16 protein-coding genes are annotated in these 21,678 nt (G+C 72.3%); 8 read left to right on the forward strand and 8 right to left on the reverse strand.

The genetic code is table 11. From position 1 onward, the window contains the following. Nucleotides 1-86 precede the first annotated feature (86 nt). Together H566_RS0108275 and glpK are read right to left on the reverse strand one after the other, a co-directional pair. Entirely contained in the window at nucleotides 87-920 is an 834-nt protein-coding gene (locus H566_RS0108275; RefSeq protein WP_034410989.1) for a glycerophosphodiester phosphodiesterase family protein, read from the reverse strand. Then, entirely contained in the window at nucleotides 917-2,386 is a 1,470-nt protein-coding gene (glpK, locus tag H566_RS0108280; RefSeq protein WP_028311075.1) for a glycerol kinase GlpK, read from the reverse strand. Before glpK ends, H566_RS0108275 begins: the two co-directional genes overlap by 4 nt. Nucleotides 2,387-2,680: 294 nt before the next feature. Here glpK and alaS point away from each other — a divergent pair, with 294 nt between their 5' ends. From alaS to H566_RS23785, 6 genes are all read left to right on the forward strand, one after another. Then, the gene (alaS, locus tag H566_RS0108285) at nucleotides 2,681-5,308 is read left to right on the forward strand and encodes an alanine--tRNA ligase (RefSeq protein WP_028311076.1); all 2,628 of its coding nucleotides are present in this window, start codon (nucleotides 2,681-2,683) and stop codon (nucleotides 5,306-5,308) included. A gap of 12 nt (nucleotides 5,309-5,320) precedes the next feature. Beyond that, nucleotides 5,321-5,974, forward strand: coding sequence for a GNAT family N-acetyltransferase (locus H566_RS0108290; RefSeq protein WP_211238057.1), 654 nt, complete (start codon nucleotides 5,321-5,323; stop codon nucleotides 5,972-5,974). After that, the gene (locus tag H566_RS0108295) at nucleotides 5,971-6,594 is read left to right on the forward strand and encodes an NUDIX domain-containing protein (protein WP_084544888.1); all 624 of its coding nucleotides are present in this window, start codon (nucleotides 5,971-5,973) and stop codon (nucleotides 6,592-6,594) included. The genes H566_RS0108290 and H566_RS0108295 overlap by 4 nt, the downstream gene beginning before the upstream one ends. A gap of 26 nt (nucleotides 6,595-6,620) precedes the next feature. Further along, complete coding sequence (locus tag H566_RS0108300; protein ID WP_028311079.1) at nucleotides 6,621-6,890, forward strand: sulfurtransferase TusA family protein; 270 nt, start codon at nucleotides 6,621-6,623, stop codon at nucleotides 6,888-6,890. A 185-nt stretch (nucleotides 6,891-7,075) separates the two neighbouring features. Next, nucleotides 7,076-8,311, forward strand: a complete 1,236-nt coding sequence (locus H566_RS0108305) for an SAM-dependent methyltransferase (protein ID WP_028311080.1) — start codon at nucleotides 7,076-7,078, stop codon at nucleotides 8,309-8,311. Between the two features lie 182 nt (nucleotides 8,312-8,493). After that, nucleotides 8,494-10,596 (forward strand): histidine-type phosphatase, encoded by a 2,103-nt coding sequence (locus H566_RS23785; RefSeq protein ID WP_156924338.1) that lies wholly within the window; start codon nucleotides 8,494-8,496, stop codon nucleotides 10,594-10,596. A gap of 34 nt (nucleotides 10,597-10,630) precedes the next feature. Here H566_RS23785 and lplT read toward each other — a convergent pair whose 3' ends face one another. The 6 genes from lplT to H566_RS27360 all read right to left on the reverse strand — a co-directional run bounded on the left by lplT (nucleotide 10,631) and on the right by H566_RS27360 (nucleotide 19,236). Beyond that, entirely contained in the window at nucleotides 10,631-11,791 is a 1,161-nt protein-coding gene (gene lplT, locus H566_RS0108315; RefSeq protein WP_028311081.1) for a lysophospholipid transporter LplT, read from the reverse strand. Then, nucleotides 11,788-13,983, reverse strand: coding sequence for a bifunctional acyl-ACP--phospholipid O-acyltransferase/long-chain-fatty-acid--ACP ligase (aas, locus tag H566_RS23790; protein ID WP_051378362.1), 2,196 nt, complete (start codon nucleotides 13,981-13,983; stop codon nucleotides 11,788-11,790). The genes lplT and aas overlap by 4 nt, the downstream gene beginning before the upstream one ends. 164 nt (nucleotides 13,984-14,147) lie before the next feature. Continuing rightward, nucleotides 14,148-17,432 (reverse strand): DUF2339 domain-containing protein, encoded by a 3,285-nt coding sequence (locus tag H566_RS0108325; protein WP_028311082.1) that lies wholly within the window; start codon nucleotides 17,430-17,432, stop codon nucleotides 14,148-14,150. Between the two features lie 99 nt (nucleotides 17,433-17,531). Further along, the gene (locus tag H566_RS28885) at nucleotides 17,532-17,858 is read right to left on the reverse strand and encodes an EF-hand domain-containing protein (RefSeq protein ID WP_211238058.1); all 327 of its coding nucleotides are present in this window, start codon (nucleotides 17,856-17,858) and stop codon (nucleotides 17,532-17,534) included. Continuing rightward, nucleotides 17,855-18,682 carry a sterol desaturase family protein gene (locus tag H566_RS0108335; RefSeq protein WP_028311083.1) on the reverse strand — a complete coding sequence of 276 codons (828 nt, stop codon included), beginning with the start codon at nucleotides 18,680-18,682 and terminating at the stop codon, nucleotides 17,855-17,857. Before H566_RS0108335 ends, H566_RS28885 begins: the two co-directional genes overlap by 4 nt. Before the next feature lie 8 nt (nucleotides 18,683-18,690). Next, entirely contained in the window at nucleotides 18,691-19,236 is a 546-nt protein-coding gene (locus H566_RS27360; RefSeq protein ID WP_051378364.1) for a hypothetical protein, read from the reverse strand. A gap of 195 nt (nucleotides 19,237-19,431) precedes the next feature. Here H566_RS27360 and H566_RS23805 point away from each other — a divergent pair, with 195 nt between their 5' ends. Continuing rightward, on the forward strand, nucleotides 19,432-20,217 hold the full coding sequence (locus tag H566_RS23805) for a response regulator (protein ID WP_051378365.1): 786 nt from the start codon (nucleotides 19,432-19,434) through the stop codon (nucleotides 20,215-20,217). Then, nucleotides 20,217-21,632 carry an ATP-binding protein gene (locus H566_RS23810; RefSeq protein WP_051378367.1) on the forward strand — a complete coding sequence of 472 codons (1,416 nt, stop codon included), beginning with the start codon at nucleotides 20,217-20,219 and terminating at the stop codon, nucleotides 21,630-21,632. Before H566_RS23805 ends, H566_RS23810 begins: the two co-directional genes overlap by 1 nt. The last annotated feature ends 46 nt before the right edge of the window (nucleotides 21,633-21,678 follow it).

The following is a 21,678-nucleotide window of genomic DNA, read 5'->3' on the forward strand; positions in this document are numbered from 1 at the left end:
CACGCCGGCCAGCGACGGGATGAGACGGCGCATGAAACCGGCGCGCAGGAGACCGGCTCAAGCCCCGGCGGAGCGGTGCCGGCGGCTCAGCCGGCGCGGATCAGATCGGGCCGGTCGGTGCAGACCGCCACGCCGGCGTCGAGCAGCCGGCGGGCCTCGACGGGATCGTTGACGGTCCAGGCCAGCAGTCCGACGGCGGGCAGGCCGGCATCGGCGATGCCGGCGCGCAGCGTGGCGAGGAAGTCGTCGGTGAAGGCGTCATGGCGCGCATGCAGCGTGACCGCGCCGACCTCGGCGACGCGCGCCGGCCAGTCGGCCGGGATGGTCTCGACCAGCAGGCCGCGAGGCAGCCCGGGCGCGACCTGGCGCGCGGCGAGCAGGGCGGCGCGCGAGAAGGAGCTGAACAGCAGCGGCGCGGCGGTCGGCGGCGCGGCAGAACCGGCAATGCCCGCGGTCGCGTCGGTGGTTGCCGGGACTGCCGCCGTTTCGTTCGCGCCGAGCCAGTCGAGCGTCGCCCGCGCCACCGCCGCGCCGGTCGCCTCGGCCACGCCCTCGTGCGCGGGCTTGATCTCGACATTCATCCACAGCCCAAGCGCGGCGCAGGCTGCAAGCGCTTGCGCGTAGCCGGGCACGCGCTCGCCCGCGAAGGCCGGGCCGAACCAGCTGCCGGCATCGAGCGCGAGCAGGGCGCCGGCCGGCAGTTCGGCTACGCGGCCGTGGCCGGCGACGGTGCGGCCGAGATCGGCGTCATGCATCAGCAGCGGCACGCCGTCGCCCGACAGCATCACGTCGAACTCGACGCCGCGCGCGCCGAGCGCCTGGCCGGCGCGCAGCGCCGCGAGCGTGTTCTCGGGCGCGAGGCTGCCGCCGCCGCGATGCGCGAGCACGCGCGGACCGGGCCAGCCGGCCGCCAGGCTCATGCCCAGCCGCCCACGCGGCCGACCGCCATGCGCCAGCGGTCGAGCCGGGCGGCGGCCTCGTCTCGGCTCATGACCGGCTGGAACACGGTCGAGTCGAGGTCCTGGTTCTCGGCGTGCTGGAAGGTGCCGGTGGTGTGGGCCGCGATCGACGCGGCGCCGAAGGCCGTCGCCTCGATGTTGGCCGGCCGGCGCACCGGCACGCCGAGCAGGTCGGCCTGCATCTGCATGAGCAGGTTGTTGGCCGAGGCGCCGCCGTCCACGACGAGTTCGGTCAGCTTGGTGGCGGCGTCGGCCTGCATCGCCAGCAGTACCTCGGTCGATTGCAGCGCGATGCTCTCCAGCGCGGCGCGGGCGATGTGGGCGCGACTCGTGCCGCGTGTCATGCCGAGCAGGCCGGCGCGCGCGGACGGGTCCCAGTAGGGCGAGCCGAGGCCGTTGAAGGCCGGCACCAGCACCACGCCGCCGGTGTCGGGCACGCTCGCCGCGAGCGGTTCGATGTCGGCGGTGCGCGTGAACAGCCTCACCTCGTCGCGCAGCCATTGCACGACCGAGCCGGCGTCGAACACCGCGCCTTCGAGCGCGTACTCCTTCAGCCGCGAAATCTGTGCCGCGCGCGTCGTGAGCAGGCCGTGCTTGCTCGCCACCGCCTCCTCGCCCGTGTGCAGCAGCACGAAGCAGCCGGTGCCGTAGGTGTTCTTGGCTTGGCCCGGCAGCAGGCAGCCGTGGCCGAACAGCGCCGCCTGCTGGTCGCCCGCCACGCCCATGATCGACACGTTGCCGCCGAGCACCTCGCAATCACCGTAGTAGCTGGCCGAGGGCTTGACCTGGGGCAGCAGCGCCATCGGGATGCGCAGGCGCTCGCACAGCTCCGGGTCCCAGGCACCGCGTTCGAGGTTGAACAGCATCGTGCGCGAGGCGTTGGTGACGTCGGTCGCGTGCACGGCGCCGTTGGTGAGTTTCCAGATCAGCCAGGAATCGACGGTGCCGAAGGCCAGCTCGCCGGCCTCGGCCAGCTGGCGCGCGCCGGGCAGGTGGTCGAGCAGCCAGGCGATCTTGCCGGCCGAGAAATAGGGGTCGATGACGAGGCCGGTGCGCTCGCGCACGAGCGGTGCCAGCCCTTCGGCGCGGCGCGCCTCGCACCAGTCGACGGTGCGGCGGTCCTGCCAGCTGATCGCGGGGCCGATCGGCGCGCCGCTGCGCCGGCTCCAGACGAGGGTGGTCTCGCGCTGGTTGGTGATCGCGATGCCCGACAGTTCCAGCGTGGCCGAACCGCCCGCGAGCAGCGCGTCGCGCGCCGCGTCGAGCTGGGTGTGCCAGATCTCGGCCGGGTCATGCTCGACCCAGCCCGGCCGGGGGAAGCGCACCGGCAGCGGCTTCTGCACGACGGCGGTGTGATGGCCGTCGGTATCGAAGACGGCGGCGCGTGACGAACTGCTGCCCTGGTCAAGCGCGAGAAAGCGGGCCATGTGGGTCTCCATCCTGGTTTGCTGCGGGCGGTCGCGGGCTCCTGCGGCCCTTGCGCCCCTGACTGCTTTACGGCCCGCGACCGCGCGAATCTGAGCGCGTCGAAAACGGAAAAGACCGCCATTTTCGACTTCGTATAATCGCCGGCCGCCCGAAACCCGCCCGCAAGCGAGGTTGCCGGCGTCTGACGGGGCCGGACGGCCGCAGCATGACGGTCCCGCAGACACTTTCCCGTGCCCAAAAGGCACCTGAAAAGCCATCACAACACCGACCAGTCCGAGCCTGAAAGCCCGCAGATGAAAGCCGCCGAGATACGCGAAAAGTTCCTGAAGTTCTTCGAGTCGAAGGGCCACACCATCGTCCGCTCGTCGAGCCTCGTACCCGGCAACGATCCGACCCTGCTGTTCACCAACAGCGGCATGGTGCAGTTCAAGGACGTGTTCCTCGGCACCGACAAGCGCCCCTATGTGCGCGCCGCCTCGGTGCAGCGCTGCCTGCGGGCCGGCGGCAAGCACAACGACCTCGAGAACGTGGGCTACACCGCGCGCCACCACACGTTCTTTGAAATGCTCGGCAACTGGTCGTTCGGCGACTACTTCAAGCACGACGCCATCGTCTGGGCCTGGGAGCTGCTGACGAAGGAATTCGGCCTGCCGGCCGACAAGCTCTGGGCCACCGTGTATCAGACCGATGACGAGGCCTACGACATCTGGACCAAGGTGATTGGCCTGCCGCCCGAGCGCGTCGTGCGCATCGGCGACAACAAGGGCGCGCCCTATGCCTCCGACAACTTCTGGCAGATGGCCGACACCGGCCCCTGCGGTCCGTGTTCGGAAATCTTCTACGACCACGGCCCCGACGTCTGGGGCGGCCCGCCCGGATCGCCCGACGCCGACGGCGACCGCTACATCGAGATCTGGAACAACGTGTTCATGCAGTTCGACCGGCAGATCGATCCGGCGACCGGCGAATACACGATGACCCCGCTGCCCGCGCCCTGCGTCGATACCGGCATGGGCCTGGAGCGCGTGGCCGCCGTGCTGCAACACGTTCACAGCAACTACGAGATCGACCTGTTCCAGCGCCTTATCACCGCCGCTGCGCGCGAGACGGGCTGCCAGGACCTCGCCAACAACTCGCTCAAGGTCATCGCCGACCACATCCGCGCGACCAGCTTCCTGATCGTCGATGGCGTGACGCCGAGCAATGAAGGCCGCGGCTATGTGCTGCGCCGCATCATCCGCCGCGCGCTGCGCCACGGCTGGCAGCTTGGTCGCAAGGAGCCCTTCTTCCATCGCCTCGTCGGCGATCTGGTCAAGGAGATGGGCGAGGCCTACCCGGAACTGCCGCCCGAGCAGGCGCGCATCGAGCAGGTGCTCAAGGCGGAAGAGGAGCGCTTCGGCGAGACGCTGGAGCACGGCATGAAGATCCTCGAAGTGGCGCTCCAGAAGGACGGCGGCGTCATCGATGGCGACACCGTCTTCACGCTCTACGACACCTACGGCTTTCCGGTCGATCTGACCGCCGACATCGCGCGCGAGCGCGGCAAGACCATCGACGAAGCCGGCTTCGAGACCGCGATGAACCGCCAGCGCGAGCAGGCGCGCGCGGCCGGCAAGTTCAAGCTGGCCGTCGGCACGCTCGACTACTCGGGCGACAAGACGAGCTTCGTCGGCTACGAGAAGCTGAGCGCCGAGGCCAAGGTCGTCGCGCTCTACGTCGATGGCGCCAAGGTCGAGACGGTCGCCGCCGGCCAGGACGCGATCGTCGTGCTCGACACGACGCCTTTCTATGCCGAGTCAGGCGGCCAGCATGGCGACACCGGCCGCCTCACCGGCGACGGCTTCAGCTTCGCCGTGGCCGACACGCAGAAGATCCAGGCCGACGTGTTCGGCCATCACGGCAAGCTCGAAAGCGGCTCGCTCAAGGTCGGCGACAGCGTGCATGCCGATGTGGACGGCGAGCGCCGCGAGCGCACGAAGCGCAACCACTCGGCCACCCACCTGCTGCACATGGCGTTGCGCAAGGTGCTTGGCACCCACGTCCAGCAGCGCGGCTCGCTCGTCGATGCCGACAAGACGCGCTTCGACTTCAGCCACCACCAGGCCATGACCGATGACGAGATCCGTCAGGTCGAGGCCATCGTCAACCACGAGGTGCTGGTCAACGCCGACACCGACGCCCGCGTCATGAAGTACGACGACGCGATCAAGACCGGCGCGATGGCGCTGTTCGGCGAGAAGTACGGCGACGAGGTGCGCGTGCTGAGCATCGGCTCGACGGTCGAGTTCTGCGGCGGCACGCACGTCGGCCGCACTGGCGACATCGGCCTGTTCAAGATCGTCAGCGAAGGCGGCGTCGCGGCCGGCATCCGCCGCGTCGAGGCCGTCACCGGCGACAACGCCGTGGCCTATGTGCAGAAGCAGGCGGCCCAGATCGTCGATGCGGCGCGCGCGCTCAAGGCCCAGCCGGAGGAAGTCGGCGCCAAGGTCGGCGCGCTGCTCGACAACGTGAAGGCGCTGGAGAAGGAAATCGCCCGCCTGAAGAGCAAGCTCGCGTCGAGCCAGGGCGACGACCTCGCCGCGCAGGCGGTGGACATCAAGGGCATCAAGGTGCTCGCAGCCACGCTCGAGGGCGCCGACGTGAAGACGCTGCGCGAGACGATGGACAAGCTCAAGGACAAGCTGAAGACGGCGGCGATCGTGCTGGCGGCCGTCGACGGCGGCAAGGTGAGCCTGGTCGCGGGCGTGACGCCGGATGCGGTCGGCCGCATCAAGGCCGGAGAGCTGGTGAACTTCGTCGCCCAGCAGGTCGGCGGCAAGGGCGGCGGCAAGCCTGAGTCGGCCCAGGCCGGCGGCACCGATCCGGCGGGCCTGCCGGCCGCGCTCGCGAGCGTCGCGGGCTGGGCCGAAGGCAAGATCTGACCGGGGGGCGTGATGGATGACGTCCATGAGGTTTCGGCCGGGGGCGTCGTCCGCGACGCCTCGATTGCCGCGTCGATCGCCACCGGGCAGGTCATGACCGCCGCCGCGTCCGGGCCGGCGCAGCGCCTGCCGCGCGCCGAGGTGACGGTGCGCCGCGCGGTGCCGGCCGATGCGCCGGCCTTTGCCACCACGATGGCCACGCCGCGCGCCCAGGCCATGACGCTCCAGATGCCGCTGCTCGATGTCGAGCTGTGGCGCGAAAAGCTCACCAAGGCGCCGCCGGGCTGGACCGTGCTCGCGGCCGAGGTCGAGGGCGAGGTGGTCGGCAATCTCAGCCTGTTCCCGGCCGACCCGTGGACGCGCCGCCGCGCCCACGCCTATGCCTTCGGCATGGCCGTGCGCGACGACATGCAGGGGCGCGGCGTGGGCAGCGCGCTGCTCGGCAAGGCGCTGGAGCTGGCCGACAACTGGCTTGGCGCGCTGCGCGTTGAGCTGGGCGTCTATGCCGACAACGCGCCCGCGATCGCGCTGTACGAGAAGCACGGCTTCGTCGTCGAGGGCCGCATGCGCGCCTATGCGCTGCGCGGCGGCGAGTACGCCGATTCGCTGGCGATGGCGCGGCTGCATCCGCGTCCGCCGCGCTTGCCGGGCGCGCTGGCCCAATGAGCACGAGCGTGCCGCTCACGCCCGGACCCGGCGCGCCGAACGTGCCCGAACCCGGCACGCCGGAGCCCGCCGGGCTGCCGCCCTACGTGGCGCCGCAATGGCGCTTCTGCCCGCAATGCGGCGGCCCCCTCGCGGCGCACGACCACGGCGCGGGCGAGCGCGGCACCTGCCATGCCGAGGGCTGCGGCTTCGTGCACTGGAACAATCCGGTGCCGGTCGTCGCCGCGATCGTCGAGCTGGACGGGCGCGTGCTGGTCGCGCGCAACGCGGCCTGGGCCGAGGGCGCGTGGGGGCTGATCACCGGCTTTCTCGAACCGCTCGAAGACCCGGCCGAGGGCGTGCTGCGCGAGGTTGCCGAGGAAACGGGGCTGACCGGCCGCGTCGAGAAGCTGCTGGGCGTGGCGCCGTTCCGGCGCAAGAACGAGCTGCTCATCAGCTATCACGTCGTCGCGACGGGCGAGGTCAGGCTCAGCCCCGAGCTGGCCGACTACCGCCTCGTCGAGCCGGCGCGGCTGCGGCCCTGGCCGTCGGGCACGGGACATGCACTCGCGCAATGGATGCGCGAACGCGGACATGAGCCGGTGTATCTCGACCATTTCGGGCAGGACCCGGGGTACTGACGCGAACCTCCTCCAGGACAAGAACCATGACCGATCCGCTCCCGCCCGACCTCGTCATCAAGAAGGAAGTCGATGCCCGCGGCCTCATGTGCCCGCTGCCGATCCTGCGTGCCAAGAAGGCGCTGACCGATCTGCAATCGGGCGAGGTGCTGAAGGTGATCGCCACCGACGGCGGCTCGGTGCGCGACTTCCAGGCCTTCGCGAAGCAGACCGGCAATGCGCTGCTCGCGCAGATCGAGACGCCTGCGAGCGGCGACCGGCCGGCGGAATGGGCGCATCTGCTGCGGCGGCGGTGAGGCGCGTGCGCGTCGGCTGACGTTGCGGCCGGCACGCCGGTCAAGGCGCATCACCCGGCACCGAAAGCCCGCCGAAACCGCCATCCCGCAGCCGGGCAACCATTCGCAACACGCCGCATGCCCGAGCGATCCCCTCGGCTTAATTCCTCCCATGTCGCGGCGCGTCATGCGTCTGGGAGGCATCGATGTTCTGGGAAAGCCGGCTCGAACACTTCGTCGATCGACTGCGCGCCAGCGGCTGCGTGCCGCTGGAACTCAGGCTCTGGAACGGCCGGCGCTATGACCTGGCCGGCGCCTGCGGCGTGCCGCCGGTGGCGAGCGTGGTCGTGCCGTCGCCGCGCAGCCTCGGCTATCTGCTGCGGCCCTCGCTGTCCAGCCTCGGGCGGGCCTATGTGGAAGGCGCGATCGAGGTCGAGGGCCGGCTGTCGGACGTGATCGAGGCGAGCTGGAAGCTCGCGACCACCGCCGTGTGCGCCGAGGGCCGCTTCGCCCGGCTGCTGCGCGGCTGGCATCACACCCGCGCCAGCGACCGCGCCGACATCGCCTACCACTACGACGTCAGCAACGACTTCTACCGGCTGTGGCTGGACGAGCGCATGGTCTATTCCTGCGCCTACTTCGAGCATGGCGACGAGACGCTGGCCGAGGCCCAGCGCCGCAAGCTCGACCACATCCTCACCAAGCTGCGCGTCGGCTCCGGCGACCGCCTGCTCGACATCGGCTGCGGCTGGGGCGCGCTCGTCATCCACGCGGCGAAGCATTACGGCGCGGTTTGCCACGGCATCACGCTCAGCGAGCAGCAGCACGCGCTCGCGACCGAGCGGGTGCGCGCCGAGGGCCTGCAAGGCCGCGTGACCATCGAGCTGCGCGACTACCGCGACATGCTGCCCGCGCATGCCGGCGGCTTCGACCGCATCAGCAGCGTCGGCATGTTCGAGCACGTCGGAAAGAAGCATCTCGCGGACTACTTCGGGATCATCCACGGCCTGCTGAAGGACGGCGGCCTGGTGCTCAACCACGGCATCACCAGCACCGACCCCGCCGACGGCGAGACGCCCTACGGCGGCGGCGAGTTCATCCACGACTACGTCTTTCCCCACGGCGAGCTGGTGCACATCGGCACCGTGCTGCAGGAGATGCAGCGCGGCGGACTGGAGCCGCATGACATCGAAAGCCTGCGGCGCCATTACGCGCTGACGCTCGACCACTGGGCCGCGCGCTTCGAGGCGCATGCCGACGAGGCGCGCCGGCTCGCGGGCGATCGGCGCTTCCGCATCTGGCGCGTGTATCTGGCGGGCTGCGCCAAGGCCTTCCGCGAGGACTGGATCAGCGTGTTCCAGGTGCTGGGCTGCAAGGCGGGCGGCGGGGCGCTCAATCCGCTGCCGATGTCGCGGGGGTGGCAGTACGGGCAAGGGCGTTAGCTCGCCGGAGGCCTACGGCGCCGGTGGTGTGCAGGTGGGGCGTTCGCGCCTGGGCGGCGCGGTCGGGGTGGCGGGAGCCGTCGCGCCGGCGGGCGGCGAGGCTTCCCGACGTTCGGGGCATGCATGGCTGTCATATGGGACGGGGAAGCTTCGGCGCCCCGTTTCCGGACCTCCGCCACGCCATGAATCCTTCCGTTCTCCGTCGCCGCACGCCGCGCCGCGCCGTGCTTGCGCTCGCCGTGCTGTCTGCCTTCAGCGGCTGTTCGAGTGATGACGACGGCACGCCCGTCACCAGTGGCGTCGTCGTCGGCAGCCATTTCCGCAATGCGCTGGTGTGCGTCGACGCCAATGCCAACGGCGCCTGCGACAGCGGCGAGGCCAGCGCGCGCAGCGATGCCTCGGGCCGCTTCAGCCTGCGTGGCGGCGGCGCGATCGTGGCCGAGATCGGCACCGACGCCAGCCGCATCGACCCCGACACCGGCGCCGCGACGGCGGTCGTTTCGCCCATCGTGCTGCGCGCGCCGAAGGAGGCGCCGGGCGTCCTGAGCCTGCATTCGACCTCGGTCGTGGCCGAGATGGAGAGCAATGCGCTGGGCTACGACGCCGCGCTCGCCAAGGTGGCGATCGCGGTGGGCGTCGCGCGCGCGAAGCTGCTGACCGACTTCAACACCGAGACCGACGCCGTTACCCGCGCCGCGCTGGAGGAGGCCTCCGGCGACGGCATCGCCCGCATCGCGCGCGCGCTCGCCGCCAGTCCGGCCGACCGCCGCGCCGCGCTCGCGGACGCGACCCTGGTCGATCGCTACTACCAGACCAAGTCGCCCTACCGTCCGCAGCAGGACGCGGCCAGCTACGAGGCGGTGCCGGCGGGCTATTCGCCGGTGTTCACCCAGCTGGTCGCGCGCCACGGCTCGCGCGGGCTGTCGAGCCTCAAGTACGACGCCGCCATCTACAACCTGTGGAAGCAGGCCGAGGCCGACGGCGCGCTCACCGATCTCGGTCGCCAGCTCGGACCGGACGTGCTCAAGCTCATGAAGGCCAACTTCCTGCTCGGCTACGGCGTGAGCGGCATCAGCACGCCGGGCTATGGCAACGAGACCCGGGTCGGCATCGACGAGCACACCCAGCTCGCGCGCCGCATGCTCGCGCGCCTGCCGGCCTACTGGGACGGCGTGGCCGCCGACGGCACCCGCAAGATCGTCACCGTCACCTCGGGCGTGGACCGCGCGGTGGACAGCGGCAACTTCTTCGTCGGCTCGCTCAAGGCCGAGCGGCCGGCGCTGGCCGCGCTCATCAGCTATCCGCCGGCGCCCGCGCCCTATCCGGACAACGGCGGCCCGGTCGCCCAGCCGGCTGGCACCAACCGCTTCCTGCTGTACTTCCACAAGCTGTCGAAGAGCAGCGACCTCGTGAGCAACACCGCCGACGCCTACTACCCGACCTGGCAGGACAGCCTCGCCTACCAGGCCTACAAGAGCGGCGACGCCGATCTGGCCGCGAAGCAGTCGGGCCTGTTCACCACCGCCACGGCGCGCGCCGCCGGCCGCGCCGCGCTGGAACGGCTGTTCACCAGCGCCTTCGTCGACAGGATCGAGGCCGGCGGCTACCGCTTCGCCAACACCGGCAGCTGGACCTACACCAGCGACGACGGCAAGTTCAGCAGCACGCTCACCGGCGACGGCAAGACCGTCATCGACTCGGCGGCGGCCGCCGCTTCGCTGCTGTACGAGCTGTACGTGATCGCGCCCGCGCTGCGCGCCGAAGCCGGTGTGGACTTCACGCCCTATCTGCCGCGCGAGCAGGCGAAGGTGTTCGCCGCCATCAACGACGCGTCCGACTTCTACGACAAGGGACCGGGCATCACCGAGAAGGGCAGCATCACCAGCAAGATGGCTCAGGTGCTCGTGGACGACCTGTTCAACGAGACCGACGCGATCGCCGCCGGCGACCTCGGCCACGCGGCCAAGCTGCGTTTCGCGCACGCCGAGATCGTGATCCCGCTCGCCACGCGCCTCGGCCTCGCGCCGGCGGCCCGGCAGGTGCCGCTGGCCTCGACCTTCAGCTACGACGGCAACCCCTGGCGCGGCGAGACGGTGTCGCGCATGGCGGCCAACCTGCAATGGGATGTGTTCCGCAATGCGGCCGGCAAGCTCATCGTCCGCATGCTCTGGGACGAGAAGGAGACCGACTTCAAGGCCGATTGCGCCGGCGCCAAGGTGGCCGGCACGAGCCATTTCTACGACTACGCGGCGCTCGCGGGCTGCTACGGCCACGCCGCGAAATGAACGCGAGGCGGGCCTCGGCCCGCCTCGCGTGGGCTCAGCGATCGGCGCGACGCCCCGCCATCAGCCCACCCATCGCCAGCGCCAGCGCCAGCCCCACCGCCATCAGGCTGGTGGTGGGCGCGACCTCGGCCTTCTCCAGCAGCAGATAGCCGCCCACGAGCACGAGCATGCCGGCGTTCTCGAACAGGTTCTGCACCGCCACGGCCGCGCCCGCGCCGACGCGCTCGCCGCCGCGTTCCTGCAGGAGCGCGTTGAGCGGCACCACGTAGAAGCCGCCGAGCGCGCCGATCACCACCATCGCCGCCGCCGCGAGCCACAGCGAATGGATCGCCGCGCAGCCCGCCACCGCCAGCCCCATCACCACGCCCGCCGGCAGCACCTTGTGCGCCGAATGCACATGCAGCAGCTGGCCCGCGACCACCGCGCCGATCACGATGCCGACGGCCGTCGCGCCGTTGAGATAGCCCACCGTCTGCGTGCCCTCGATGTGCAGCGCATAGGGCAGCCAGGCGATGAGGATGAAGCGCAGCACCGCCGCCGCGCCCCAGAACAGCGCCGTGCCCAGCAGCGACAGCCGCGTGTCCGGCGCCCGCACCAGCGTGCCGAGCGAGGGCAGGAAGCGCGCGAGCATCGGCCCCGGCCGCAGCGGCTGCGGTCTGACCGCCGCCAGCTTCGGCACGACGAAGGTGCCGACCAGCGCGAAGGCATACACGCCCGCGCAGCCGGCGATGAGGCCGGCGGCATCGCGGTCGGCCAGCGCGCCGCCCGCGACCGCGCCGAGCAGGATCGCCGCGATCGTCGATGATTCCAGCCAGCCGTTGGCCTTGACGATCAGCGACTCGTCGCAGAGCTGGCTCAGGATCCCGTACTTGGCCGGCGAGTAGATGGCCGCGCCCGCGCCGATCAGCCCGTAGCTGGCAAAGGGATCGAAGCCCGCGAGCATCAGCGCCGAGCCAGCAAGCTTGAGCGCGGTGCCGATCAGCAGCACCCGGCCCTTGGGCAGCGCGTCGGCGAACGGCCCGACGAAGGGCGCCAGCAGGATGAAGGCCGCGACGAAGAATTCCTGCAGCAGCGGGAACTGCCAGGCTGGCGCGGCCTGCGCCTTCAGCAGCGCGATGGCCGCGAAGAGGATGGCGTTGTCGGCGAGCGCCGAGAAGAACTGGGTGACGAGGACGGCTGCGAGTCCGCGGTTCATGCGCTGGCCTGGGTCGAGGGGGTGGAGGAGGTATCGGCGGCGGTGGCGCGGGGCGCCTCGGCCATCTTTTTCAGCGTGACGTAGTCGGTCTTGCCCGAGCCGAGCAGCGGGATGGCCTCGACGCGGCGCAGGTCGCGCGGCACGGCAAGCTCGGGCGCGCCGGCGGCGCGGGCGGCGGCGAGCAGGGCGTCGCGCGTGAGGGTGGCGTCGGTGGTGAACAGCACCAGCGCCTCGCCCTTGCCGGCGTCGCTGCGGGTGCTGGCGGCGTGCAGGCTGCCGGGCGCGCCGGCGGCGATCGCCAGCTTCTCGACCGCTTCGAGCGACACCATCTCGCCGGCGATCTTCGCGAAGCGCTTGACGCGGCCGAGGATGGTGATGAAGCCGTCGGCGTCGATGTCGACGATGTCGCCGGTGCTGTACCAGCCGGGGCCGGCCTCGGTGGCGGGCGCCTCGATCACGCCGGGGTTCTCGTAGCGCAGATAGCCGGCCATCACGTTGGGGCCGCGCACGCTCAGCACGCCGCCGCGCGCGATGCCGGGCACCGGGTCGAGCCGGGTTTCGATGCCGGGCAGGGGCTGGCCGACGGTGCCGCGCTTGACGGCCATCGGCACGTTCACGCTGATGACGGGCGCGCACTCGGTCACGCCATAGCCTTCGAGGATGCGCAGGCCGAACTTGTCGGCCCAGGTCTCGCGCACCGCGTCGGACAGCTTCTCGGCGCCGGCCACCACGTAGCGCAGCCGGCCGAAGTCGTAGGGATGGGCGAAGCGCGCGTAGTTGCCGAGGAAGGTGCTGGTGCCGAACAGCACCGTGCAGTTGCGGTCGTACACCACCTCCGGAATCACGCGGTAGTGCAGCGGGCTCGGGTACAGGAAGGCGCGGCTGCCCGAGACGAGCGGCAGCATCGCGCCGCAGGTGAAGCCGAAGGAATGGAACAGCGGCAGCGCGACCATGAACTTGTCGTGCGGCATGAAGTCGGCCACCGCGCGCACCTGCGTCACGTTGGCAAGGATGGACGCATGCGTGTGAACGACGCCCTTGGGCTTGCCCTCGGAGCCGGAGGTGAACAGCACCACGGCCGGATCGTCGGGTTGCACGCCCGCGCCGGCCTTGCGCGCGAAGGGCAGGGCGGCGAGCACGGCGAGCTTGTCGGCGAGGCCGAAGCCGGCCTTCAGGTCCTCGACGTAGACGACGGTAATGCCCTCCAGCCCCTCGACGATCGCGGTGAGCTTGCCCTTCTCCAGAAAGGCCCGCGAGGCGTAGATCTGCGTGATCTTCGCTGCGACGCAGGCGGCCTGGATGCCGTCACGGCCGGCGGTGTAGTTGAGCATGCCGGGCACGCGGCGCATCGACACCAGCGCCAGCACCATCGCCAGCGTGGGCGCGGCATTGGGCATGAGCACGCCCACCACCTCGTCGGCGCGGGTGCGCGGTTCGAGCATGCGGCGGATGGCGAGCGTGGTGCGCAGCAGCGAGCCGTAGCTCTCCTCGATGAAGCGCACGTCCTCCACGACCTTGAACTTGCTGCCGAAGGCATCGCGCGCGTCGAGGAAGGCGTCGTACAGCGTGGTGCGTGGCGTGGTCCTGACGATCATGTCGAGCAGGATGTGGCGCATCGCCTCGCCGGCCTTGCGGCGGCGTTCGCGCGCCGGGCCGGTGGTGACGGCCTCGATGTGCACGGGCGGCATGGCGCTGAGGCTGATCTTCGGAAACAGCTTCTGCGGATACACGCCCGCGAGCCGACTGAAGAAGGTCTTGGCCGGGCCGCTCAGGCGCACCGGCACCACCGCCGCGCCGGTCTTCGCGGCCGCGAAGCCGGCGCCGTCGTACACCTTCATGAGCGAGCCGGTGACCGTGAGCCGACCCTCGGGAAAGATCACCACCGGCTTGCCCGATTCGAGCAGCCTCACCACCTGCTTCATCGCCATCGGGTTGGCGGGGTCGACCGCGAGGTAGTCGATGAAGGCCAGCATCCGCTTCACGAGCGGATGGGCGGCGATCTGGGTGTTGATGACGAAGGTGGCCCGCACCGGCAGGTTGAGGCCGAGCACCAGGCCGTCGAGAAAGCTCTCGTGGTTGGCGACGATGAGGGTGCGGGGATGGTGGAAGGCGCTTTCCGGCGCGTCGATGCGCACGCGGAACAGCAGGTTGATGACGAGCTTGAGCAGCGGCTTGAGCAGTGTCGCGAGCATGGAAGTGGCGCGTTGAGGCGCCGGGAGTTGACCCGGCGCGGAGTGTGGCGGGTTTGCCATCGGTGTGTGCGGGCCGGGCAGGATTGGCCGTGAAGCAGCCATGGATTTGACACGAGCCCCGAGGCGGCACCGGAATGAGGATCGGCGTCGGGCGCGAGTCGGCGTCAGGCCGCGGGCGGCGCGGGATCGCGCGGCCGCGTCTTGCGAGCGCTTGCAGAGGGAGCTTCATCCTCGGCCGGCGGCATCGGCGCGACATAGCCCACCACCAGCATCAGCACGCCGGTGCCGATGAAGGCGGCGATGCGCTCGCCGCTGCCCGCGTTGGCCAGATCCACCACGAACAGCTTCAGCACCACGAGCCCGAGCAGGCCTGCGCCGCACAGCCACAGCGCGCGCGAGGCGCCGCGTCGCGCCGACAGCATCAGCACGAAGGCCAGCACGGTCCACAGCAGCGCATAGCCGAGCTGCACCAGCGGCGAATGGAACAGCGCCTCATGCGTCCACGGCACGCCGGCCAGGTGATGGGCGATGCGCAGCCACATCGTGTTGAGGTCGAGGAAGGCCGCGAGCGCGAGCAGCACCGGCGGCAGGCCGAGCAAAGGCGAGGGCGCGGGACTGTCCTCGGCGGCGCGGTCGGCCAGAAGGCGCCACCAGAGCGTGAACACCGCCAGTCCGGCCACGAGCACCAGATCGACCGGATTGGCCAGCGCGATCCAGGGCAGCGGGGGAGTGTCGCCGCGCGCCAGCAGCGCGAGCGCGCCATTGCCGAGCAGCAGCAGTCCGGCCGCCGGCAGCGCGCCCGCGAGGCGCCAGGCGCGCGGCTGGGCGGCGATCGGCCAGGACGCGGCGCCCAGCCGGTTCCACAGCACGAGGCCGAGCAGCACCGCCGCCGCCGCGCCCGCGTTGAGCACGGCGGCCCAGTCGGAGCGCCACAGACGCGCGTCGTCGACGTGGCGCCAGACCACCCAGCCCGCGAGCAGCGTGAGCAGCCAGACCGTGCCCGCATGCAGCAGCGGCGCGACCGGATTGCCGAGGCGCCGCGCGAGCCAGTCGCCGTCCCGGGCAGTGGCATCGCGCAGGTCGGCCGCGCGCAGCAGCCGGAAATGCGCGGCGAGCGTGAGCGGCCAGACGAGCGCGCCGTACGCGTCTGTCAGGCCGAGGCCGTGGCCGATGTCGAGGCAGACGGTGGCCGCGAGCACCGGCAGGGTCCAGCGCGCCGGCCATTGCGCGACCGGCCAGCCGAGCCGCGCGCCCGCCAGCCAGGCCGCGAGCGCGCAGCCGCAGAAGGCCAGCAGCATCAGGTTGGGCTGGACCGCATGCGGCCAGGCCGGCGCGAGCAGGCTGTCCGGCCCGACGACATTGCGCGTGATGTCGAGCGCGAAGGCCGCGAGCGTCCAGCCGAAGCCGAGCAGCCACATCGGCTCGGGCAGCAGGCGCTCGATGCCGCGCCAGAGCGATTCGGGCAGCGAGGCGGGGGCGGCGTCGGGTGTGCCGGCGAGGTCGGTGGCGCGGGGAGCGTCGCCGCGCGTGCCGGCCCGAGCGTTGCCAGCCAGTCGTGATGCGTGGCCTGGCGCCGCGTCGGCATCGAGGGCGCGCAGCCACCACGCGACCAGGAAGGCCGAGGCCGCGAGCAGCGCCGCGCCGAGAAAGTCTTCATTGGCGAAGGGCGTCTGCTGCCAGCGCGTGACCGACACCGAATCGAGAAAGAACAGCCCCGCCGCGAACTGGAGCGCGACGCCGCTCAGGCGCGGCAGCCAGCGGCGCTGGCGTAGCCCGATCCACGCGAGGCCCGCGCCTTCGAGCGCGAAGCCGGCCGAGGTCCAGCCCGAGCCGAAGGCGAGCGGGATCGCCAGCGTGAGGAAGCCGATGCCCAGCGCGAGCAGCGCGTCGGCGAGCAGGCGGAGATCCGGCGCGTCGTTGTCGTCGGTGGCGGTGTGGTCGGCGGTGGCGGCGCGGTCGGGATGGCCCGCGCGCGCCGCCGTGGCCGTCGCGCGCGTGGCGGCCGGACCGGCGTTGGCGCCCACGCGCCGCGCCAGCAGCAGGTAGAGCAGGCCGAGCGCGAGCGCCGACCAGGCGAGGCCGTATTCGGTGTCGTCCACCAGCTTCGCCTGGAGCGCGAAGGCCACGAGCGGCGTGCCGAACACGAGCATGCCGTCGAGCGCGGTCGCGGCCGGCGGCAGGCGCCGCAGCGCCGGCAGCACGCCGGCGGCGGTGAACAGCGCGAAGAACAGCAGCAGGAAGGGCTCGGTGGTGGCGAACAGTTCGGGCCGGTAGCGCAGCACGCCCCAGACCGTGGCGATGGCGAAGGTGGCGATGAAGGCCATGCGCGACAGCGCGCGCCATTGCCGCCGCGCCGCGATGAACATCACCGCGAGGTCGAGCAGCGCGTACCAGCCGAACAGCGCCACATGGCTGCCGTGGCCGGTCGAGGCCAGCACCGGGGCCGCGAAGCCGCCGCCGAAGGCCAGCACCGCGAGGCTCATCGAGTCCTGGCGCAGCGCCAGCACCGTGGCCAGCGCGCAGATGCCGGCCATCACGGTGAACGCCGTGCCGGGCGCGATCAGGTCGTACAGCCGCAGCGCCGCGTAGGCGGTGAGATAGACGATGGCCACGCCCGCGCCCTGGAGCGTCATCGCATAGCCGGGCCGGCGCTCGCGCAGGCGCCAGCCGGTGGCCAGCAGCGCCATGCCCGCGAAGCCCGCCAGCGCGACCCGCGCGCCGACCGGAAACACCGCGCGCTCGGCCGCCCAGCGCACGAGGAAGGCGAGGCCGAGGAAGATCAGCAGCGCGCCGACGCGCACGACCGCGTTGCCGCCGAACAGCCAGTCGCGCAGGCGGGCGGCGAGATCGACGGGTTCGGGCAGCGCGGCGGCGTCGGCTGGCGTCCGCCGGGGGCGTGGCGCGGGCGGCCGGGGCGCGGGCGCGTCGGCGACGGAAGGCGGGGCGACCGGCGGCGGGGTCACGGGCTGACCGGCGATGGCGGGCGGGGCGACGGGCGGGGGCGCGGTCCCGGCCGGGATCGGCGCAGTGGTCGCGGCAGCGTCGGGCGGCGCGGAGGCAAGCGCTTGCGCGGCGGCCGGCGCGAAATCGGGATCGAGGTCGAAGTCGGGATCGGGTGCGGCGCGCGGGGGCAGGGCGGACGGCACCCGGGTCGCGGCCTCCGGCGCGGGGATGTCCGGCCTCGGGATCTCGGGCGCGGCGCTGTCCGGCCGGGGGCTGTCCGGCGCCGACCGCCGCTCCTGCGCGGTGGCGACGGCGGCGGCCTCCGCCAGCGCGTCGGCGCGGGCGCGATGCAGCAGCTCTGCCGTCTGCGATTCGATCTCGCCGCGCACGACGGCGCGTAGCGTCAGTCCGGCCAGCGCGCCCAGTACCGCGCCCGCGACTGCCGACATGAAGCCGTCGGCAATCGCGCCGGCCAGCGCGCCCCAGAAAAGCCCCCAAAGCAGCATCCGTCCACTCCATCGTGTTCTTGTTGGAGCGGCGATGGTGGCACGTGGCCCGGCGGCGGCGCTCGCGGGCGGACCGACGTCGGGCCGCGCCGGCCCGGGTCAGCGCTGGCGGTCGGCCTGACGGTCGCGCAGATAGCTCATCAGTTCGGCGCGCGTGACCGTGCCGCTGCCGTCGCGGTCGATGGCGCCGAAGTTCTGCGCCACGCGCGGCATGGCCTTGGCCTCGGCCTGGGTGAGGCTGCCGTCGTGGTCGGTGTCGGCGGTGTTGAAGCGCTTGTCCAGTTCGGTCAGCAGGCGCTCGGCGCGGTCGGCGTTGGCGCGCGGCGCGGTGCCGTTGCCGGTGGCCGGCGCGTCGTCGGCGGCATGCGCGGGCAGGGCAAGCAGGAGCGCGACGGCGCAGGCGGTTGCAAGGGCTTGCAGGTTCACGGGAGTTCTCCGGGCGGTTGGCGAAGCAGGTTGATGCGGGTGCGCCAGCCGGCGGCGCGGCGCAGGTCGCGGCCGAGCGCGATCCATTCGTGCAGGGCGACGCGCAGCGGATTGCGGCTGCGCAGCGGCGGCAGCAGGCCGAAGTCGCAACGCAGGTCGGCGCGCTCGGGCGTGTAGCTGCCGAACAGCCGGTCCCACAGCATCAGCACGCCGCCGAAGTTGCGGTCGAGATAGGGACCGTTGCGCGCGTGGTGCACCCGGTGCGCCGACGGCGTGTTGACGATGCCCTCCAGCCAGCCCAGACGCGGCACCAGCTCGGTGTGCAGCCAGAACTGGTAGAGCAGGTTCAGCCCGAGCATCCCGAACACGGCGGCCGGCGCGAAGCCCAGCAGCACCAGCGGCAGGAAGAAGAAGCCGGTGCCGGTCAGCCCGCCGGTCCAGCCCAGGCGGTAGGCGCCGGCGAACGTCAGCCGCTCGGGCGAGTGGTGCACCGCATGCGTGGCCCAGAACCAGCGCACCCGGTGGCTCGCGCGGTGGTAGCCGTAGTAGCAAAGCTCCTCGCCGAGGAAGAGCAGGCCCAGGCCCCAGGCGGTGCCGAGCGGCACGGTCCAGAGGCGCCATTGCCAGGCCAGCACGAACAGCCAGCCCCAGACGGCGGCGCCGAGCATGCGGCTGACGGGCTGGCCGGCGGCGATGGCGAGGGAGCAGGCGGCATCGCGCCAGTCCCAGCCGAGGCCGCGCCGGCGCAGCATGATCGCCTCGGTCAGCCCGAGCGCCGCGAGCAGCGGCAGCAGCAGCGCCGGGCGCGGGAGACCGTCGAACATCGCGCGCCTCAGCGGCAGGCGACGGCGTTGCCGGCGGCGTCGGTGCAGCCGCCGCTGTGGGTGACGCTGCCGTTGCTCACCTGGGTGCTGCCGGAATAGCTCGTGCCGTTGGCACCGGTGGCGGTGGTGGCGCGCGAGCCGTTCACGTTGCCGCTCGCGTCGCGGTTGATGCTGCCGCTCGACTGCGCCGTGCCGCCGTTGGCGCCGGTGAAGCTGCTGCTGCCCCCCGCGCTCGCGCTGCCGTCGGCATCGCGCCTGAACTGGCGCTGGCGCAGGCCGGAGGCGCCGCCGGCGGTGCTGAAGCTGCGGTCGGCGGTCGAGCTGGCGTTGCCGGCGCCGTCGGTGGTGGTGGCGCGTTCGCGGGTGAAGCCGCCACCCCGGCTGTTCTGGCCCTCGCGCATGCGGCCGGCACTGAAACCGCCGCCCTCGTTGCGCACGATGCTGCGTTCATGGCTGCCGCCGCGCTCGAAGGCGAGGGCGTCGCCGGCCGCGATGGCAAGACCGGCGCAGGCGAGCAGGGCGGCGAGGACGGGACGGAAGGACGGGGCATTCATGGCGGACAGGCTCGCTGGGGTGGATGGGACGGCGCCCAGTCTCGTCCCGCGGCGCGCGGCGCGGGTTGCGAGCCATGACCGGCTTGTCGCGCCGCGTTTCGGCGTGGCGCGCATGAAATCCGCTGAAACCGAGCCGCCCGCCCGCGCCCGCCGCCGGCGCCCGCTGGCGCCGCGCCGCCGCTAGCATCGTCGGCCATGAACGACACTCCCGCCCGCCTGCTCGTCGTCGATGACGAGCCCGACCTGCGCGCCATGCTCCAGCGCTTTCTCGGCGGCCACGGCCACGAGGTGCGCACGGCGGCCGACGCCGCGCAGATGGACCGCCTGCTGCTGCGCGAGCGCTTCGACCTGCTGGTGCTCGACCTGATGCTGCCCGACGAGGACGGCCTCGCCATCTGCCGCCGCCTGCGCGCCGCCGGCGAGACCCTGCCCATCCTCATGCTCACCGCGCGCGGCGAGGCCATCGACCGCATCGTCGGCCTGGAGATGGGCGCCGACGACTACCTGCCCAAGCCCTTCAACCCGCGCGAGCTGCTGGCGCGCGTCAACGCGATGCTCCGACGTCAGGCCATGACCGGCCGCGCCCCGCTCGGAGCGCGCGCCGGCAGCATCCGCTTCGGCGGCTACCTGCTCGACCCGGCCGCGCGCCGCCTCCTGCGCGGCGACGAGACCGTGCCGCTCAGCGCCGGCGAGTACGCGCTGCTGCATGCGCTTGCAAGCCACGCCGGCCGGCCGCTCGGCCGCGAGCGGCTGATCGAGCTGGCCTACGGTCCCGACCATGACGCCGGCGAACGCAGCATCGACGTGACCATGCTGAGGCTGCGCCGGCTGATCGAGGCCGATCCGGCGCGCCCGCGCTGGCTTCAGACCGTGCGCGGCTACGGCTATGTGTTCGCGCCCGACAGCGGTGCGGCGAGCGGCGAGGCCGGGGATGCGAGCCGTGGCGCCGGGACGAACCCCGGCCACGCGGGCGGCGCCTGATGCGGCTCTATCCGCGCAGCCTGTTCGGCCGGCATCTGCTGCTGATCGGCGTGCTGGTGGCGGTCGCGCAGATCGGGCTGGCGGTGTTCTATCTCGCGGCGGTGCAGCGCCCGCGCGTCGAGCGCTATCTCGACAGCGTGGCGATCGAGGCGCACAGCGTCGGCCTCGCGCTCGCGCGGCTGCCCGAGGTCGAGCGCGCCGGCTTTCTCGACGCGGTGGCGCGCGCGGCCGGGCATGGCGCCGACGGCGCGGCGCCGGCCGAGGCCGGCGCCGGTCCGCGAGCGGGTGCCGCATCGCTCGGCGCGCGCAGCTTTGCCGTGGCGCCGCCGGCCGGCGAGCCGATCACCGATCCGCTGCTCCGCCCGCTGCTGCGCCGGCTGGCCCTGCGTCTGGGCGAGCCGCGCGACGTGGTGTGGCAGCGCGGCCCGCGGCGGGCGCTGTGGATCAGGCTCGTCGACGCGCCCACGCCGATGTGGATGGGCGTTTCCTTCAGCGGCGTGCTGAACGACGTGACCCTGTTCGTGTTCGGCAGCGCGCTGATCGGCTCCCTGCTCGCGCTCGCGGGCGCCTTCGCGATCCAGCGCCGGCTCAACCGGCCGCTCGCGCGCCTCGCCGAGGCGGCGGCCGAAGTCGCCGCCGGCCGCCCGGCGCCCGCGCTGCGCGCGGACGGCCCGACCGAGATCGCGCTCGTGGCGGCGAGCTTCAACCGCATGGCCGAGGCGCTGGAGCGCAACGAGCGCGAGCGCGCGCTGATGCTCGCCGGCATCTCGCACGACCTGCGCACGCCGCTGGCCAAGCTCTGGCTCGGCGTCGAGATGCTGGCCGACGGCCGCGAGCCCGAGCTGATCGCCGGCATGACGCGCGGCATCGAGGCGGCCAACGCGATCATCGACCAGTTCATCGACTACGCCCGGGTCGGCAGCGACGAGGCGGCAGGCGCGGGCGATGTGGTGGCGGTGGCGGTCGAGGCGGCGCACGCGGCCTTGCCGGTGATGGCGACGACGCTCGCCGTGCATGCCGAACCGGTTCCCCGCTTCGCCTTCCGGCAGGTGGCGGTCGGCCGCGCGGTGGCCAATCTGGTGGTGAACGCCCAGCGCCACGGCGCCGCGCCCTTCGAGCTGCACATCGGTCTGGCCGATGGCATCGCACCCGGCGGCTGCGGCCCGGCCCGGCCCGGCGGCTGGGTGCATGTGAGCCTGATCGACGCCGGCCCCGGCATTCCCGACGCGGCGATCGAGCGCGTGCTGCGGCCGTTCGCGCGGCTGGACGCGGCGCGCGGCGGCAAGGGCGGGGCGGGACTGGGGCTGGCCATCGTCGAGCGCGTCGCCCGGCTGCATGGCGGGCGGGTGTGGCTCGTGAACCGGGCGGGCGGCTTCGAGGCCGGGTTCAGCCTCGAATTGCGGGATGGCGGCTGAGAGAGGCGCCGGCCGGGGCCGCGTGGTCGGTGTCGGCCTCAGGTGG

Source organism: Derxia gummosa DSM 723, from assembly GCF_000482785.1.
Taxonomy (GTDB): Bacteria; Pseudomonadota; Gammaproteobacteria; order Burkholderiales; family Burkholderiaceae_E; genus Derxia; species Derxia gummosa.